We start from the raw sequence: 15,542 nt of genomic DNA on the forward strand, positions 1-15,542 counted from the left end.
GCAGGCGACAAGGCTGTTACACTAACGCCCTCTCGCCTTATCCGGCTGACCATGTTAAATTGCCATGAAGGCAATTTATTGCAATAAGCAAAACTATCCAGACATATGCAAGATCAACCAAGAAAAACCCTGGGCCGACCAGCCAAACCTGCCCGCAGTGCCAATACGGGCAACACTTCCCATGTGCTCAGCAAGCCACAGGTGGAATTTGAAACCATAGAAATCAAAGCAGATTCTCTGGCTTTCAGCCTGGTCGGGGCAGCGCAGGCAGTAGCCTATGTGCTGGAAGGTACGGCATTACCACAGGCACTGACCAGGGTATTTACGCAAACCAATGCCTTGCCACAGGCACGCGGGGCGATACAGGATATTGCTTACCGTACCATGCGCCAGGTAGGCAGGGTGGATGCCTTGCTGAAGATCATGACCAACAAGACGCCAGAACCGGCCTTGTTATATAGCATGCTGTGCTGCGCCCTGACCTTGCTGGTCGGCAATGATGGTGATGATGAAAAAGCCTATGAAGAATTCGTGGTGGTGGATCAGGCAGTAACTGCCGCCACCTCCAGCCCACACATGGTATTTGCCAAAGGCATGGTGAATGCCGTGCTGCGCCGCTACCTGCGTGAAAAAGATGAATTACTGAAGCTTGTCATGAAGCAACCTGCTGCTGCCTGGAATTACCCCCAGTGGTGGGTAGACCAGTGCAAGGCAGCGTATCCGCAAGACTGGCAAGCCATCTTGAGCTGTGGCAACCACGCGCCACCTTTGACTTTGCGGGTGAACCAGCGCGCCAGCACAGTGGCCGCTTATCTGGAATTACTGGCCAGCCAGCAAATCGGTGCCCGCCAGATAGGCCCGTTTGCCGTGCGTCTTGACCGTCCCATGCCTGTACTGAACATCCCCGGCTTTGAAGCAGGAGTAGTGTCGGTACAGGACGCCGCCGCCCAGTTGGCCGCACCTTTGCTGGATGTACAGACAGGCATGCGCGTGCTGGACGCCTGCGCTGCTCCCGGTGGCAAGACTGGCCACTTGCTGGAACTGGCTGATATAGAACTGACCGCAGTCGACACTGACCCGGCCCGCATCCAGCGCATCCATGAAAACCTGGCGCGCCTGAAATTGTTTGCCACCATCAAGGAAGGCGATGCCTCCCGCAACAACTGGTGGGATAGCCAGCCCTATGACCGCATCCTGGCTGACGTGCCGTGCACGGCGTCTGGCGTGGTCAGGCGTCACCCGGATAGCCGCTGGTTGCGCCGCAAAACCGACGCTGCCCAATTGGCTGCCTTGTCAGCCCGCATACTCGACAATCTGTGGCGCATGCTGAAGCCGGGCGGCAAGATGCTGATGGTCACCTGCTCTATCTGGCCGCTGGAATCCGAAGCCCAGGCCGCCGCCTTTGCCACCCGCAATAGCGCGCAACGCCTGGATGCACCTGGCCAATTACTGCCCAGCATGGGCAATACGTCCGAAAGCAACAACGAACATGACGGTTTGTTCTATGCATTGTTTCAAAAACCACTGCAAAATTAACGAATGCCAACAAGTTCAAGCTATCATTAGCAGACTTTTGTTTCCGTATTGATTGCATGTTCAGACGTTTCGCTTCCCTGCTGCGCCAGTTATCGCTGACTTTGATGTTGGTGCTGCTGGCAATGGCGGCGGCACCTGCAGTCCAGGCTGCCGATGTGGAAGTCAAAACTGCCAGGATAGAAGCCAGCGACGAGGGTTACCGCCTGGCCGCCACTTTTTCACTTGAACTCAGTGACAGCTTGCGCAAGGCTATCCGCGATGGCATCCCGGTATCCTTCACCACTGAAGTTGAACTGACCCGTTCGCGCTGGTACTGGGTGGACGAAAAAGTGGTGCGGAGCGAATACCTGGTCAGGATTGCCTATAATGAATGGACGCAGCAATATAACGTCACCATTAATAATGGCTTGCAACAGAACTTCGCCTCTCTCGACACGGCCCTGAACCTGGTGACACGCCCGAACCGCTGGCTGATTGCCGACAAATCACTACTCTCCAGTGGTGCCAACTATAACGTAGCCTTGCAATTGCGCATGGGTCTGAGCAAGATCCCCATGCATTTGCAGATACCCAGCTTCAACGACAGTCACTGGAGTCAGAAAACCGAGTGGAAGCGTTTTTCCTTCAAGGCTGAAGACAAGTGACAAGATTTTTGCGGTATGCGCTGATTATCGGTGGTGCTCTGATGAGCATCCTGCTATTTTTTCTGACCACCGTTTCCGAGAATTCCTCACGCTTTGAGCGTTACTACGAATGGCTGCTGGATGCCAATGCAGTCGTTGCTCTGGCTTTGCTGGTGCTGGTACTGACGCTGGTGTGGCGTTTGTTCCGCCGTTTCCGGGCGCGCGAGTTCGGTTCCAAGCTGATGACCCGGCTGGTGGTTTTGTTTGCCCTGGTCGGTATTTTGCCGGGCACAGTCATTTACGTGGTCTCGGTGCAATTCGTTTCACGTTCCATCGAATCCTGGTTTGACGTCAAGGTCGAATCTGCACTGGATTCTGGCAAGAACATGGGACTGACTGCGCTGGACTTCTTGCTGGCCGACTTGCAATCCAAGGCCAATGACATGGCTGCTGAATTGTCTGATCCGTCTGAAAGCTCGATGTCCATCCACCTGTCACGCCTGCGCGAACGCATGCAGATACAGGAAGCCACCATCGTCAATAGCAAGGGCCGTCTGATTGCTTCTGCCAATGATAATGTCGGCAGCCTGCTGCCGGAATTGCCGACGCCAGACATGCTCAGGCAAGTCAAGCTGTCACGCTATTACGCTGCCAGGGATGAAAAACTGATACAGCCGACAGGGGACGATGACCCTGCCAGCGGGTCGGCAAGTTCCGCCAGTAGCACAAGCGCCAATGCAGCGACCAGCGCAGTCAATACTGCCAGCATGGCGACAGAAACCCGTGGTGCCACGCGCCCGGCACTGGCGCCCGAGCCTGCCCGTATCCTGCGCTCACGTGTAGTTGTACCGCTACGCATGACGACAGGCTGGATTTCACTGCAAAACGAAGCCCTGTACCTGCAATTGATACAACCAGTGCCTGCCAATCTGGCCATGCATGCCGAAGCACTGAGCAATGCTTCGCGTGAATATCAGGTACGTTCTATCGGCCGCGTGAACCTGAAAAAAATGTACATCATCACGCTGACGCTGACATTATTGCTGGCAATTGTTGCCGCCATCACCAGCGCCTTTTTGATTTCTGGTGAACTGGCCAGACCGTTGCTGCTGCTGGCAGAAGGTACCAAGGCCGTGACCGAGGGTAATTTCTCACCCCGCCCTATCGTCACCAGTACCGATGAACTGGGCAGCCTGACCAAGTCTTTCAACACCATGACCCGGCAGTTGTTTGATGCCCGTGCTGCGGTAGAAAAAAACCGCAATGAGCTGGAAAATGCCAAGGCCTACCTGGAATCTGTGCTGGCAAACATGTCAGCCGGTGTGATGGTGCTGGATCAGAATGGCAACCTGGTGACCTGTAATGAATCGGTAGAACGTATCTTGCAGCGCAGGCTGGAAAGCGAAATCAACAAACCTCTGGCAGATATTGATGGCATGCAGGCCTTTGCCTTTGCCATTTCCAAAGCCTTCTCAGAACAGCATGCGCAGTCAGCCGCTGGCGGTGAGAACGAGCGCGAACAGCACTGGCAGCAGCAAATCGAGGTACCGCGTCCCAACAAAGGCAAAAAAGCGGCAGCATCAACAGCACCAGGCGAAGTAGTGGTGGCAGAAGATGAACAAAGCATTACCCTGCTGGCACGCGGTTCGCATTTGCCAGTGGCATCAGGCAGCGGCTATGTGGTGGTATTCGATGACATCAGCAATATCATCTCTGCCCAGCGTTCCATCGCGTGGGGTGAAGTGGCGCGCCGCCTGGCCCATGAAATCAAAAACCCGTTGACACCGATACAATTGTCGGCCGAGCGCCTGCAAATGAAATTGCAAGACAAGCTCAGTGAAACAGATGTCCTGATACTCAACAAGAGCACGACCACCATCGTCAACCAGGTAACGTCGATGAAGCGCATGGTCGATGATTTCCGTGACTATGCACGCACGCCACCAGCAGTTCTCATGCCTTTGAATCTGGCTGGACTGATTGATGAAGTGCTGCACTTGTATATCGCTGGCGATGGCCGCGATGCCATCAAGCTGACCATGGCGGCGGATTTACCCAAGGTCATGGGGGATGCTACCCAGATGCGCCAGGTAATTCACAATCTTTTACAAAACGCCCAGGACGCAGTTGCTGACAATACCACTGCAGGTTTTATACCGCGTATTGATGTAATCACCGATGTTGTGCGCTACACTGGAACTGACCAGATAGCCCACTCTGCGGTACGCCTGTCAATTATCGATAACGGCCCGGGATTTTCCAGCAAAATCCTGGCACGTGCCTTTGAACCCTATGCCACTTCCAAACCACGTGGCACCGGTCTCGGGCTGGCGATGGTGAAGAAAATCATTGATGAACATGGCGGTAGAATCGATATTCAAAATCGTAGCGATACAAACGGTGCAAAAGTAGCGATTTTGCTGTTAAAGTTAGCACCGGATTCAAATACGGCATAAGTTCGCCGTACTTGCGGTAGTAGTTGTGCAGTAGTAGTTGTTCCGATATTCCCAAAAGAGGAATACGGATAAAGAGCAGAAGGGGCACTTTGAAATTGTCATTCAACACAAGCATATCGTTTTCACCAGCCAGTCTGGGGCAGACTATAGGCCAGCTTGAACATCGAACGGTAAGAAGCACCCAAAAAAACATAGAGGCGGTAATAGGGTAGATTTATGGCAAATATATTGGTCGTAGATGATGAAATGGGTATCCGTGAATTGTTGTCTGAAATTCTCGGTGATGAAGGTCATGTCGTTCAACTTGCTGAAAATGCTCAGCAGGCACGTCTTGCCAGGCAGGAAGCCAGGCCGGATCTGGTCTTGCTCGACATCTGGATGCCGGACACAGACGGTGTTACCCTGTTAAAAGAATGGCAGCGTGACGGCTTGCTGACCATGCCCGTGATCATGATGTCAGGTCATGCCACGATAGATACAGCGGTCGAAGCGACCCGGATAGGTGCCTTGAATTTCCTGGAAAAACCCATCGCCCTGCAAAAATTGCTGAAAGCAGTGCAACAAGGCCTGACCCGCAGCACAGAAGCACCCAAACCGGCCGCACCTGCCCTGCGTGTGATCAGTAATGACAATGCCGCCAGTGCAAGCATGTCTGGCAGCTTTGGCAGCGCTGCACCGGCCTATGAAGCCAGACATTTTTCTGCGGCCCAGCCAGTCGCTGCTGCGCCAAATAATCAATTTGCCAGCCTGTCCTTTGACTTGCCCCTGCGGGAAGCCAGGGATGCATTCGAGCGTATCTACTTTGAATACCACCTGAACCGCGAAGGCGGCAGCATGACCAGGGTGGCAGAAAAAACCGGCCTGGAACGCACCCATCTGTACCGCAAACTAAAACAACTGGGCGTTGAGTCCATGAAGTACGCAAAACGTGGTGAGTAATGTTTAAGCAAAGCGCAATGTGAGTGCGGTGTGACAGCAGCAAAAGCGCAATTACACCTGATACACGGCGCAAGTTATACCCAGAGGGAGGCGGCAATTGCAGCCTCCCTTGCCCTTTTAGCTGACAACGGCGCTGTCGCAGACAAGAACATCATCATCCTCGAAGGCTTGCCGGATGGACAAGATATCCTGCATCCTTCAGAACTTCTGCACATCAGCCGCATTGCCCCCGGCTGCTTTTGTTGCATAGGCAATCTCAGCCTGCGCGTCACACTGAACCGCGCCCTCAGGCAAAAACCAGCTAATATATACCTAGGCATCGCCACAGATGCCCATTTAGATAAGCTCCTGCTAACACTCCAGGATCCCACCTACGCCAACCTACTTGAGATCAACAGTACAAGTGCCCTGAGTTATTAATTCGCCGAATAAATCCGGCGAGAATCAATGCGATACAGCGTCGCAAATGCGCGCAAGGCACCAGCCTTGCTGTGCTTTGCTCCTTGTCTCGCACCGATTTCGCCAAATTTATTTTTCAGCGAACCAATAATTCAGGACACTAGCTTGTGAACCAATGTTAAGTCGCTAAAGTCCAGACGTTGCCATGCCGTAATACTTCATAGCAGCACAGAATAGTCCTAGGTATTACGGGAGTAAGAGTCCCAGAGTAAGCGTAGCGAGCGGCGCTAGTTTGGACCGAGACGCGCAGTCGTACGAATGTACGGAGAGCATCACAGGTTCAAAATCGCTCGGCGCTTAGCTTAATCTGGGGCAATTCTTGAAATTCGCTGTATGCAACATCATGTAAGCACCATGAACGGTAACCCGAGGAAATATCCTCCAGCCAGAAAGGATGCATAAAATGAACATCATTTACAACAGCGATCAATATAGCGTCATCGAATATGGCGCAGATACTGACCATGAAGCCCTGCGCTTTGGCGGTTATGAAATTACCGACAAGGCCGTACGCCGCGAATGGTTTATTGGTGGCCCGCTGGCTATCAATTTCCGTAAAGACGTGACTGAACTCATTGCCAGTGAACCCAGTATTGAAGAAATCGATGATTTCCTTGGTCAGTTCGATGGCTATATGGGACAAAGCGTTTTACTGCATTAATCTATAAATAACAAGCACCAAGCATCACAAGCCGATGAAGAACGCGACGCGATAATAAGTATGGACGATGGCTAGGGCTGTCGTCCGTACTGCTTCGCGCCTGCTCACCGGCTGGCCGTAAAAATCCCACACCATCAAGCACTGGCCAGTATCAATATGCGGCCATCTATACAGAACATCATCTGGTTTTGATATCCTGAAAAGGGTGCAGTGATATCTTCAGCGTATCATTGCCATACTTTTATCCGGCACTTACCCTATTTCAGGTTCAAGATCATGAGTAATCAATTGCACGACTTTATCCGCGGCCTGCCCAAGGCAGAATTGCATTTGCATATAGAAGGTTCACTGGAACCTGAGCTGATGTTTGCCCTTGCCCAAAAAAACAGCGTGCAATTACCCTACGCCAGCGTGGAAGAAGTACGCGCAGCCTATGATTTTGCAGACTTACAGTCTTTCCTCGATCTGTATTATGCCGGTGCTGCCGTACTGCAAACCGAACAGGATTTTTTTGACCTGACGCATGCCTATATAGAACGCGCCCTGGCCGACAATGTGCGCCATGTAGAATTGTTCTTTGATCCGCAAACCCATACGGCACGCGGCGTACATATTACTACTGTGTTCTCAGGCATCGCCCGCGCCTTGCGTGAAGCACGTGCCAGGCACGGGTTTTCTGGCGCCATGATCTTGTGCTTCCTGCGCCACCTCAGTGAAGAAGATGCGATTGCCACGCTGGAAGCGGCCCTGCCCTTGCGCGATGAATATGCTGATCTGTGGACAGGCGTGGGTCTGGATTCTGCCGAAGTCGGCAACCCGCCAGAAAAATTTGCCCATGTCTTCACGATAGCGCAAGCCATGGGTTTTCGTCTTGTCGCACATGCGGGTGAAGAAGGCCCGCCAGCCTATATCCATAGCGCCCTCGATGTCTTGCAGGTCGAACGTATAGATCACGGCGTGCGCGCAGAAGAAGACCCAGCCTTGATGGCCAGGCTGCAACAAAGCCGCATGCCTTTGACGGTATGCCCACTATCTAATTTAAAACTGTGCGTAGTCAAGGATATGCGTGAGCACAATCTGGCGCGCATGCTACGTGCTGGATTATGCGTGACCATCAACTCAGATGACCCGGCTTATTTTGGTGGCTATATGAATGCGAATTACATAGCCACTGCCGATGCGTTGGAGCTGGATAAAGAAGAATTAGTGCAACTGGCGCGCAATGCCTTTGAAGCTTCGTTCGTGTCAGATGAGCAAAAACAGCTCTGGCTGGATGAGCTCGAAGCATACGCACAGCAAAACTGAGCCATCAATATACGCATTCCTGCCTAGGTAGAAGCCGGGGCAGGAATGCTGGACACATCTCGCCACATCTCGCTTTAATTCACAGCCATCAATGCCTGGGCATCCGCCCCTGCAGCAATGCGCATGGGGCTGGATGCATCGGTCGCGGCATACCATACCGCCTCTGCCACATCGCTGGCTTGAGTCAGCAACGACTTCGATTCAGCCCACCCGGCAAACACAGCCTGCGTCAGCTCAGCATAAGCCGGAGGAATACTTGTTTGCATGCGTGGTCTGGCATTGTCACCAAAGCGCGTCTCTGGTGCTCTCCCTGGCAGCACCAGCTTCACACTCACATTGAATTGCTGCAGTTCCAGCGCCAGCGATTCAGTAAAGGCATTCACTGCCGCCTTGCTGGCGGTATACACAGCCAGCAAAGGCAAGGCTTTCAGAGTCACGCTGGACGTGACATTGATGATGACGCCCTGCTTGCGCAACCTGAACTGCGGCAGCATGGCCTGTGTCATGGCGATGGTTCCCAAAGTATTGGTTTCAAAGACTTCACGTGCCGTTGCCATATCTGTCCCTTCCAGAGCGCCCAGCATGCCTATGCCAGCATTATTGACCAGTACATCAATATCTCCTGCTGCCTCAACTGCTGCGCGTATGCTGCCTGGATTGCTGACATCAAGAGCCAGCAGACGCAAGTGTTCTGAGCGTGGCAGCAGGTCTTCGCGCGGTGTACGCATGGTAGCGATGACTTTCCAGCCGCGCTCAAGAAAGTATTGTGCCGTGACTAGGCCGAACCCGGATGAGCATCCGGTGATGAGTACAGTTTTCATGATGATGTCCGAAAGTGTTTTTTTGGAAATCAGACTATAATCAGTCGCGGCTGGACTATCCATAATCAATAATCCGCCTTTCGTTAGCAATCGTCCGGGAATTTCATGTCAACAGACCCTCTTGCCGAAGTAGTCAGCCTGCTGCAGCCTCAGGCCAGGCATGCAAAAGTCGTCAAGGCTGCGGGTTCGTGGCGGGTGCGCCGCCAGGAATCGGGGCAAAGCTTCTATTGTCTTATGCTTGAAGGCAGCTGCCGCTTGACAGCGACAGGGCAGGCCCCTGTCCTGCTGCAACAGGGTGACTTTGTGCTCATCCCCGCCACCCAGGGCTTTAGCATGTCCAGCATGGAAGCACTGGCCGAGGAAGATGCCGATACCGGGCCAGTTGCCTTGTTGCATGGTGAATTCAGGCTGGGCAACCAAGATGGGCCGCCTGAGGTGATACTGCTGGTAGGGCATTGCAGCTTTGCTTCGCCAGACGCCGCCTTGCTGGTGTCACTGCTGCCGCAATTACTGCATGTGCGCGGTGAACACAGGTTGAGCACGCTGGTGCAACTGATCAGCGAAGAATCGCGTGCGCAGCGGCCCGCGCGGGAAGTCATACTCGCGCATCTGCTGGAAGTCTTGCTCATCGAAGCCCTGCGTTCCACTGCAGGTAGTAATGCATCGCCCAGCCTGTTACGCGGGCTGGCAGACGAGAGACTGGCGATCGCACTGCGCTCCATGCATGAAAATATCCAGCAGCCCTGGACGGTGGCGCAGCTGGCCAGGCAGGCGGCCCTGTCACGTTCGACTTTTTTCGAGCGTTTCAGCCGCACTGTGGGCATCGCCCCTATGGAGTATCTACAAACCTGGCGCATGGCAAAGGCCAAGAAAATGCTGGCGCAGCAAGAAGCCAGCATCACGGAAATTGCAGAACATGTTGGTTATGGTTCTGCCAGCGCCTTCAGTGTTGCCTTCACCCGCCATGCCGGTATGCCGCCCACGCATTTCGCCAGGGAGGCGATGAAGGCAGCAGGCTGATCTGCCTTGCAAGCGCAGGTTCAGATCACATTCTTTTCCAGCAAAGGCTGGTTCAGCAGCACGCGTTGTGCAGAAAGGGGCGACAGATCCAGACTCAGATAAGCACCATCCACCAGTAGCTCTGCAGTACCGCGCCCGGTAGCGGGTGCATGTTGCATGCCATGGCCGCTGAAACCATTCGCCAGCACCAGGTTGGCTAATTGCGGGTGCGCACCGATGACGGCATTCTGGTCAAACACATGGTATTCATAATAGCCAGCCCAGGCTCTCTGCATGCGCAGGGCTTCAAAAGCGGGAACGCGATTCGCCATGATTTGCCAGACTGTATCGAACTGTTCATAGTCTGCTTCCAGCGGTGCATCATCAGGATCATTTTCCGGTGGCAAGCCACATATCCAGTGCTGGCCCTCTGGCCGCAACCATAAACCGGATGGATCAATGATGAGTGGGCAGGCAGGAGTCTGTGCCGGACTGGATACCACAAACACTGTGCGCTTGCGACCAACCACAGGCAAATCAAAACCCGTACCCGTCAATAAAGACCGTGCCCAGGCACCGGCTGCATTGACGGCGGCATCGCATTTAATGACCATGCCATCCTGCAAACGTACGCCGGTTACTCTACCCTTCTCATGCTCAAAACCTTGTGCATCTGCCTGCAGATAACTGACACCCAGGCTGCGCGCCTTGCGGCGAAATGCCATCAGCAAGGCATAGCCATCAAACCAGCCTTCACCACTGAGGCCCAGCGAACCTAAAGCCAGATCATCGACGTTCAACCAGGGGAATTTCTGCTTTAGTGCAGCTTGATTTAGCAGGGCAACATCCACCTGCTCAGCTCTTTGTATCTCATGATTTTCACGCAAAGTGGCGGCACCAGCCTCAGTCGCCAGATACAGGTAGCCATGTTCGCTGAGACCCAGCTCCGGCAACTCGCCATCAACAGCGAGGTGCTGATGCAGGTCACGCAAAAAGGCGATGCCAAATTGCGACATCTGTATATTCAGCGGCGTGCTGAATTGCTGGCGTATCGAACTGGCAGAGAGAGCAGATGAAGCATGGGTATAAGTCGGGTCTCGTTCCAGCACGGTGATCCTGCCCTGGAAGCGTGGATGTACTGCTAAAAAGTACGCCACCGCACTGCCGATAACGCCACCACCAACGATCACTACATGTCTGCTATCCATAGTTATCCTCAGAATCTCAATCCAAACCTGCGCCGGTAATCCTTGGGCGTCACTTGTGCCCATTGCTTGAAGATTTTACTGAAGCTGGAGACATCTTCATAACCACAGCGTGCAGTAATGTCCTCCAGCGACAGACGGGTGGTTTCCAGCAAGGCCTTGGCGCGCTCCACCCTTAATTGTTGCACATAGTGGATGGGGCTGAGTTTCATCGATTCCTGGAAACGCCTGAGTAAAGTCCGTTGGCTGACATTGCAATAGCTGGCCAGGTCAGCCATGGCCCATTGCTGATCCAGACGCTTATTCAGCCAGCGCCTTGCGCGCTCTATCACCGCGTGTCCCTGATCCTGCATGATGGCCTTGGCGACATAGGGTGCCTGACTATTTCTATTGGCATCGACCACCAGTATCTTGGCCGTCATCTGGCGCAGCTCTTCGCCAGCGAAATGCGCCACCAGCCATAGCGACAGATCGATATACGAAGTCACGCCGCCAGACGACACCAGTTGACCGTCCTGCACAATCAGCTCTTCTGCCTCCAATAAAACCTGAGGGAATTTCTTGCGAAAATAAGCGCTAAGCCACCAGCTGGTCGTAGCACGGCGGCCGTCAAGCTGGCCTGTCCGTGCCAGCAGGCTGGTGCTGGAACAGCTGGAAATCAGCAGACCATCGTCCCGCAGATAAGTTTCCATCAGCGCTTGCTCCGGCGCCAGCGCATCGAGCAAACCATCGAGCTGACTGCTGTCTCTGTGATCCACTCCCGGCACCATGAGGGCATCCAGTTTTTGCTTATGGATGTCATGTGCCTGAAAATGCAGGCCATCGACTTCTTGCAAGATATCGCCACGGGCACTGACCCAGAAAGCCTCGAAATGCACAGGCTTGGCGCCAGCAGGGCGTATGCCTGCCAGGGTATTGGCAATGGTAAAAACATCCAGCGGCATCACTGCCCCGCTGCGCAGGCAGCCAGGATAGACCAGCACACCTATGCGGATAATTCCGTCCTTTGTTGTCTTCATCGTCATTTGGTTACCCTGTCCAATTTGCCACATCTGTCCAATAAACACCTTTTTATGTCGATTCAGCCAATGGTAGTACTTTTCTGCAGACCGCACAATGCAGTCTCTTACAACCAAGCACAGGAGTACACCATGCCCTATGTACAAATCAATACGATTAAAGGAATGCTGAACACGGAGCAGAAACAGCGCCTGCTGGAAAAAATTGCCGATGTACTGGTCGAAATTGAAGGGGGTGGTAACCCGGAATTCAAGAAATCGGTCTGGATCAATATCCAGGAAAGCGAGGCAGAAGGCTGGTCCATGAGCGGCTTGCGCCCATCGAGCCAGCAAATTGCGCAATTTGTGGCGATCAGAGACGTGCGAACCGGCCCACAAAATGCGGAGGTAGCACCATGATGAGTTACCCTGCGCTGCCCAGCTTTGTACTGGCCCTGCTGGCGCTGTTCCTGAAGGCCAGCTTATTGAGCGGCGTACAGATCATCAGCCGCGTACGCAGCCGTCGCTATCTCTTGCCTGAAGATGCCGGCATGGCTGGCCTGCGCCCGGTGGAAGCAGAGGCTGAACTGGTGCAACGCTGCGCCCGCGTCTGGCGCAATGATGTAGAAAACCTGCCACTCTTCCTGGCTCTGGCACTAACTTATGTATTACTGGGTGGCGAGTTATCCAGCGCCAACTGGCTGTTTGGCAGCTATGTGCTGATACGCTATTTGCATACCATCGTCTACCTGCGTGGCTTGCAACCCTGGCGGGCAATATTGTATCTGTCTGGCATGCTAGTGTGCTGGATGATCGCCATCGGGATACTTCAGCAAATGCACCTATAAAGCAGTATGCTGTTGTCTTTCATCAATTGAATCAGTTGATTTTTTGGGGGAGTAAATGGCTTTCATCGGTCCGGATGTCAAACTCGACAAGCCCGCGTATATCCACGACACGGCGCAACTGTATGGCAAGATCAGCGTGGGGCAAAATGCCTCAATCTGGATGAATGTCGTCGCCAGGTCTGAGCATAAAGAGATCATCATTGGTCCTTACACCAATATCCAGGATTTTGTCATGCTGCATATCGGCGACCAGACTCCGACCATCATAGGCAGCCATTGCTCCATCACCCATCACTGCACCATCCATGGTTGCACCATAGGTGACAACTGTCTGATAGGCATCAATTCCACCATCATGGATGGCTGCGTGATAGGCAATAACTGCATTATTGCCGGGCATACTTTTCTCAAGGAAGGTACTGTCATTCCTGACAATTCCATCGTCATGGGTACGCCGGGCAAGGTCATACGCACGCAAAACAATTATGTACGCAACCGCCTGAATGCCTATATGTATTACAAGAATGGCCTGGCTTATGCACGTGGTGAATACAGGGAATGGGCCAGGGAAGAATTCCCCGCAGAAATCATGGCAGAAATTGCCATATTGAATGCCCAGCTTGCCGCTGGGGAATGACAATTTAAGTTAAAAGCGGGCAACTAATTCACGATAGCTGGCGCTTGGGATTGACATGCTCACGGCAAATATACACACTGAATGCTCTGGCGCATCATGAGCATCAAGATGCGCTATTTCAGTTTGAATCGAAAGGGCAGCCGTGGCGAATACCCTGAGCAAATTCTTTAACCGCCTGTTCGGTGCAGAACAGGCCACGCCTGTCAGCAGCCAACCCACACCAACTCCAGTGCCTGCGGTTGTAGCTGCACCAAAGACACCTGAAGCAGTAGTGACTGCAAAACCCGAACCAGAGATTGCAATACCTCAGCCTGAGCCAGCTCCCGTAGCAGAAGCCCCGGCAAGCAGTACAGCCACGACAGAAAAACTCGTCGCCTGGAAACCTGCGCTGCCTGTCGACAGCCTGTTCTTTGACTGGGTCATGGGTTATCCCGGTGAAGGCGGCAGTTTTGAAACTGAGCAGACTGTCATGCAGGCACTGTACAAATTGCTGGCGTCTGACCTGAATGACGCCGTCATTGTGCCGCGCGTACCCAGCGTCATACCGCAATTGCTGAACAGCCTGCGCAGCAAAACCATCTCTGCCGGTGAATTGTCACGCCAGATCGTCAAGGACGTGGTGCTGGTCGGGGAAGTCATCAATACCGTCAACAGTGCCCTGTACAACCCGGCTGACCGCATCAACAGTCTGGAAAAAGCTGTCATGGTCCTCGGTGAAGAAGGCTTGCGGCTGGTGATCGCCAAGGTCGCTTTCCGTCCCATCATCAACCTCAATGCCGGCCAATTCACCCGCCGTGCCGCGCCACATATCTGGGGTCAGTCAGAAAAATGTGCGGTCGCCTGCCATACGCTGGCCCGTGATATTGATCCCTTCCACGCGTTTTTGACTGGCTTGATGAAAAATGTCGGTCTCATCATCGCTTTCCGTTTGCTGGACCAGATTTGTGAGCATGGTAAATTCAAATATTCCCCCGCCTTCCAACCTATCTTCTCGTCCGTCGCAGCGACCCTGTCTTACCGTATTGCCCAGCGCTGGGAATTTCCTGAGCATGTAATCCTGGCGCTACAACAACAGGCAGGTGGCCGCAAAGCCATAGAATGGAGCCCATTGGGCCATTTGCTGCACACCGCCGACCTGATCGCCAAAATGCGTTTGCTGGTCAACCATGGACAATTGAATAGCACCGATAAAAAACTCAGGGTAGGTCTGAATCCGGCTGAAATCAGTTGCTTTGATCACTTGAATGAAATCCAGTTATATGACACGACAGGGGTGCAGCAGCATCCTGAAGCACAAACTTAAGGAACGTCTGATTAAGTTACTGCGCGACGCTATTTGGGGCCTGCGATGCTCGCCGTACTATCGTACGACTGCGCGTCCGGGCTTTCAATGCGCCAAACTAACGCCGCTCGCTACACTTAATCAGAACTTCCTTATTGAGTCTGGGTTGAGTGTGGGACAATAGTGATTATGGCGTATATTGCCCAACCCACTAAAGAAAACTCACCATGAATATCCCAGGACTTGGGCCAGTAGAAAAAGATGAAGAAAATGGCTGGTACATCAGCGAGCCCATACTCATCCCCGCCTTGCAAGAACAAGAATACGAGTTCCTGCTGGAAGGCTATGACGAAGCTGACGATGCCAGCAAGGCTGATTTTCATAATGCCATTGCCAACTTCATTAAACTCGACCCGGCAGTTCTGAGCAAAGCCGAATCCGATATCTTTGCCTATTACCAGGACGTAGCCAACTACCGCAAATCCGAGAAGCTGGATGTAGTACAGATAGCCCAGCCAGCCGACGTCTGGCAGCACATACAGTATGGCTATGAAGCCCTGGTGTCCCAGCGCCCTAACGGCGACAAGACTATCTATGTTTCGCTGGAATGTGATTGCGACTGGGATGAAGAAAACGGTTTGCAACTGGTTTTCCGCAATGGCACAGAAATCAGCAAGCTCGGTCCTTTTGATGATTACCTCAGCAATGCCGATGCTTTTGGCGAAGCCAGCCTCGATAAAGTGGTTTATCAAAGCCGGGGCTGATGACTGCTA

At 53.1% G+C, this 15,542-nt stretch carries 16 protein-coding genes; 13 read left to right on the forward strand and 3 right to left on the reverse strand.

The features are described 5' to 3' along the window. The first annotated feature begins 105 nt into the window (after nucleotides 1-105). The 7 genes from rsmB to AC3WQT_RS10640 all read left to right on the forward strand — a co-directional run bounded on the left by rsmB (nucleotide 106) and on the right by AC3WQT_RS10640 (nucleotide 7,979). Nucleotides 106-1,536, forward strand: a complete 1,431-nt coding sequence (gene rsmB / locus AC3WQT_RS10610; RefSeq protein WP_492703845.1) for a 16S rRNA (cytosine(967)-C(5))-methyltransferase RsmB — start codon at nucleotides 106-108, stop codon at nucleotides 1,534-1,536. A gap of 56 nt (nucleotides 1,537-1,592) precedes the next feature. Further along, nucleotides 1,593-2,180 (forward strand): DUF4390 domain-containing protein, encoded by a 588-nt coding sequence (locus AC3WQT_RS10615; protein WP_492703846.1) that lies wholly within the window; start codon nucleotides 1,593-1,595, stop codon nucleotides 2,178-2,180. A gap of 41 nt (nucleotides 2,181-2,221) precedes the next feature. Next, nucleotides 2,222-4,615, forward strand: a complete 2,394-nt coding sequence (locus AC3WQT_RS10620; protein ID WP_492703847.1) for a sensor histidine kinase — start codon at nucleotides 2,222-2,224, stop codon at nucleotides 4,613-4,615. 216 nt (nucleotides 4,616-4,831) lie between these two features. Further along, complete coding sequence (locus AC3WQT_RS10625; RefSeq protein WP_492703848.1) at nucleotides 4,832-5,554, forward strand: response regulator; 723 nt, start codon at nucleotides 4,832-4,834, stop codon at nucleotides 5,552-5,554. A 30-nt stretch (nucleotides 5,555-5,584) separates the two neighbouring features. Further along, nucleotides 5,585-5,974, forward strand: coding sequence for a GTPase (locus tag AC3WQT_RS10630; protein WP_492703849.1), 390 nt, complete (start codon nucleotides 5,585-5,587; stop codon nucleotides 5,972-5,974). A gap of 442 nt (nucleotides 5,975-6,416) precedes the next feature. Next, on the forward strand, nucleotides 6,417-6,674 hold the full coding sequence (locus AC3WQT_RS10635) for a BTH_I0359 family protein (RefSeq protein WP_423006001.1): 258 nt from the start codon (nucleotides 6,417-6,419) through the stop codon (nucleotides 6,672-6,674). 276 nt (nucleotides 6,675-6,950) lie between these two features. After that, nucleotides 6,951-7,979, forward strand: a complete 1,029-nt coding sequence (locus AC3WQT_RS10640) for an adenosine deaminase (RefSeq protein WP_492703850.1) — start codon at nucleotides 6,951-6,953, stop codon at nucleotides 7,977-7,979. A gap of 74 nt (nucleotides 7,980-8,053) precedes the next feature. On the opposite strand, the gene AC3WQT_RS10645 is transcribed toward AC3WQT_RS10640, so the two are convergent. Beyond that, the gene (locus AC3WQT_RS10645) at nucleotides 8,054-8,800 is read right to left on the reverse strand and encodes an SDR family oxidoreductase (RefSeq protein WP_492703851.1); all 747 of its coding nucleotides are present in this window, start codon (nucleotides 8,798-8,800) and stop codon (nucleotides 8,054-8,056) included. Between the two features lie 105 nt (nucleotides 8,801-8,905). Between AC3WQT_RS10645 and AC3WQT_RS10650 the strand changes: the two genes are divergently transcribed. After that, on the forward strand, nucleotides 8,906-9,820 hold the full coding sequence (locus AC3WQT_RS10650; protein ID WP_492703852.1) for an AraC family transcriptional regulator: 915 nt from the start codon (nucleotides 8,906-8,908) through the stop codon (nucleotides 9,818-9,820). Nucleotides 9,821-9,840: 20 nt separating this feature from the next. Here AC3WQT_RS10650 and AC3WQT_RS10655 read toward each other — a convergent pair whose 3' ends face one another. After that, on the reverse strand, nucleotides 9,841-11,007 hold the full coding sequence (locus tag AC3WQT_RS10655; RefSeq protein WP_492703853.1) for an NAD(P)/FAD-dependent oxidoreductase: 1,167 nt from the start codon (nucleotides 11,005-11,007) through the stop codon (nucleotides 9,841-9,843). 8 nt (nucleotides 11,008-11,015) lie between these two features. Beyond that, a complete protein-coding gene (locus tag AC3WQT_RS10660; RefSeq protein ID WP_492703854.1) occupies nucleotides 11,016-12,029 on the reverse strand; it encodes a GlxA family transcriptional regulator in 1,014 nt (337 codons plus the stop codon). A 126-nt stretch (nucleotides 12,030-12,155) separates the two neighbouring features. Between AC3WQT_RS10660 and AC3WQT_RS10665 the strand changes: the two genes are divergently transcribed. From AC3WQT_RS10665 to AC3WQT_RS10685, 5 genes are all read left to right on the forward strand, one after another. Further along, nucleotides 12,156-12,422 (forward strand): tautomerase family protein, encoded by a 267-nt coding sequence (locus AC3WQT_RS10665; RefSeq protein WP_492703855.1) that lies wholly within the window; start codon nucleotides 12,156-12,158, stop codon nucleotides 12,420-12,422. After that, nucleotides 12,419-12,850 (forward strand): MAPEG family protein, encoded by a 432-nt coding sequence (locus AC3WQT_RS10670; RefSeq protein WP_492703856.1) that lies wholly within the window; start codon nucleotides 12,419-12,421, stop codon nucleotides 12,848-12,850. Before AC3WQT_RS10665 ends, AC3WQT_RS10670 begins: the two co-directional genes overlap by 4 nt. Before the next feature lie 55 nt (nucleotides 12,851-12,905). After that, nucleotides 12,906-13,487, forward strand: coding sequence for a gamma carbonic anhydrase family protein (locus AC3WQT_RS10675; protein ID WP_492703857.1), 582 nt, complete (start codon nucleotides 12,906-12,908; stop codon nucleotides 13,485-13,487). Nucleotides 13,488-13,629: 142 nt separating this feature from the next. After that, nucleotides 13,630-14,790, forward strand: coding sequence for an HDOD domain-containing protein (locus tag AC3WQT_RS10680; protein ID WP_492703858.1), 1,161 nt, complete (start codon nucleotides 13,630-13,632; stop codon nucleotides 14,788-14,790). 206 nt (nucleotides 14,791-14,996) lie between these two features. Then, nucleotides 14,997-15,533 (forward strand): DUF6985 domain-containing protein, encoded by a 537-nt coding sequence (locus AC3WQT_RS10685; protein WP_492703859.1) that lies wholly within the window; start codon nucleotides 14,997-14,999, stop codon nucleotides 15,531-15,533. The last annotated feature ends 9 nt before the right edge of the window (nucleotides 15,534-15,542 follow it).

This window comes from Undibacterium sp. FW305-107, from assembly GCF_058788535.1.

Bases quoted from the DNA above. Each gene is read 5' to 3' on its own strand.
- AC3WQT_RS10655 (WP_492703853.1), bottom strand. From the start codon at position 11,007: ATGGATAGCAGACATGTAGTGATCGTTGGTGGTGGCGTTATCGGCAGT.
- AC3WQT_RS10675 (WP_492703857.1), top strand. From the start codon at position 12,906: ATGGCTTTCATCGGTCCGGATGTCAAACTCGACAAGCCCGCGTATATC.
- AC3WQT_RS10620 (WP_492703847.1), top strand. From the start codon at position 2,222: ATGAGCATCCTGCTATTTTTTCTGACCACCGTTTCCGAGAATTCCTCA.
- rsmB (WP_492703845.1), top strand. From the start codon at position 106: ATGCAAGATCAACCAAGAAAAACCCTGGGCCGACCAGCCAAACCTGCC.
- AC3WQT_RS10650 (WP_492703852.1), top strand. From the start codon at position 8,906: ATGTCAACAGACCCTCTTGCCGAAGTAGTCAGCCTGCTGCAGCCTCAG.
- AC3WQT_RS10665 (WP_492703855.1), top strand. From the start codon at position 12,156: ATGCCCTATGTACAAATCAATACGATTAAAGGAATGCTGAACACGGAG.
- AC3WQT_RS10670 (WP_492703856.1), top strand. From the start codon at position 12,419: ATGATGAGTTACCCTGCGCTGCCCAGCTTTGTACTGGCCCTGCTGGCG.
- AC3WQT_RS10640 (WP_492703850.1), top strand. From the start codon at position 6,951: ATGAGTAATCAATTGCACGACTTTATCCGCGGCCTGCCCAAGGCAGAA.
- AC3WQT_RS10625 (WP_492703848.1), top strand. From the start codon at position 4,832: ATGGCAAATATATTGGTCGTAGATGATGAAATGGGTATCCGTGAATTG.
- AC3WQT_RS10685 (WP_492703859.1), top strand. From the start codon at position 14,997: ATGAATATCCCAGGACTTGGGCCAGTAGAAAAAGATGAAGAAAATGGC.
- AC3WQT_RS10635 (WP_423006001.1), top strand. From the start codon at position 6,417: ATGAACATCATTTACAACAGCGATCAATATAGCGTCATCGAATATGGC.
- AC3WQT_RS10660 (WP_492703854.1), bottom strand. From the start codon at position 12,029: ATGACGATGAAGACAACAAAGGACGGAATTATCCGCATAGGTGTGCTG.
- AC3WQT_RS10615 (WP_492703846.1), top strand. From the start codon at position 1,593: ATGTTCAGACGTTTCGCTTCCCTGCTGCGCCAGTTATCGCTGACTTTG.
- AC3WQT_RS10645 (WP_492703851.1), bottom strand. From the start codon at position 8,800: ATGAAAACTGTACTCATCACCGGATGCTCATCCGGGTTCGGCCTAGTC.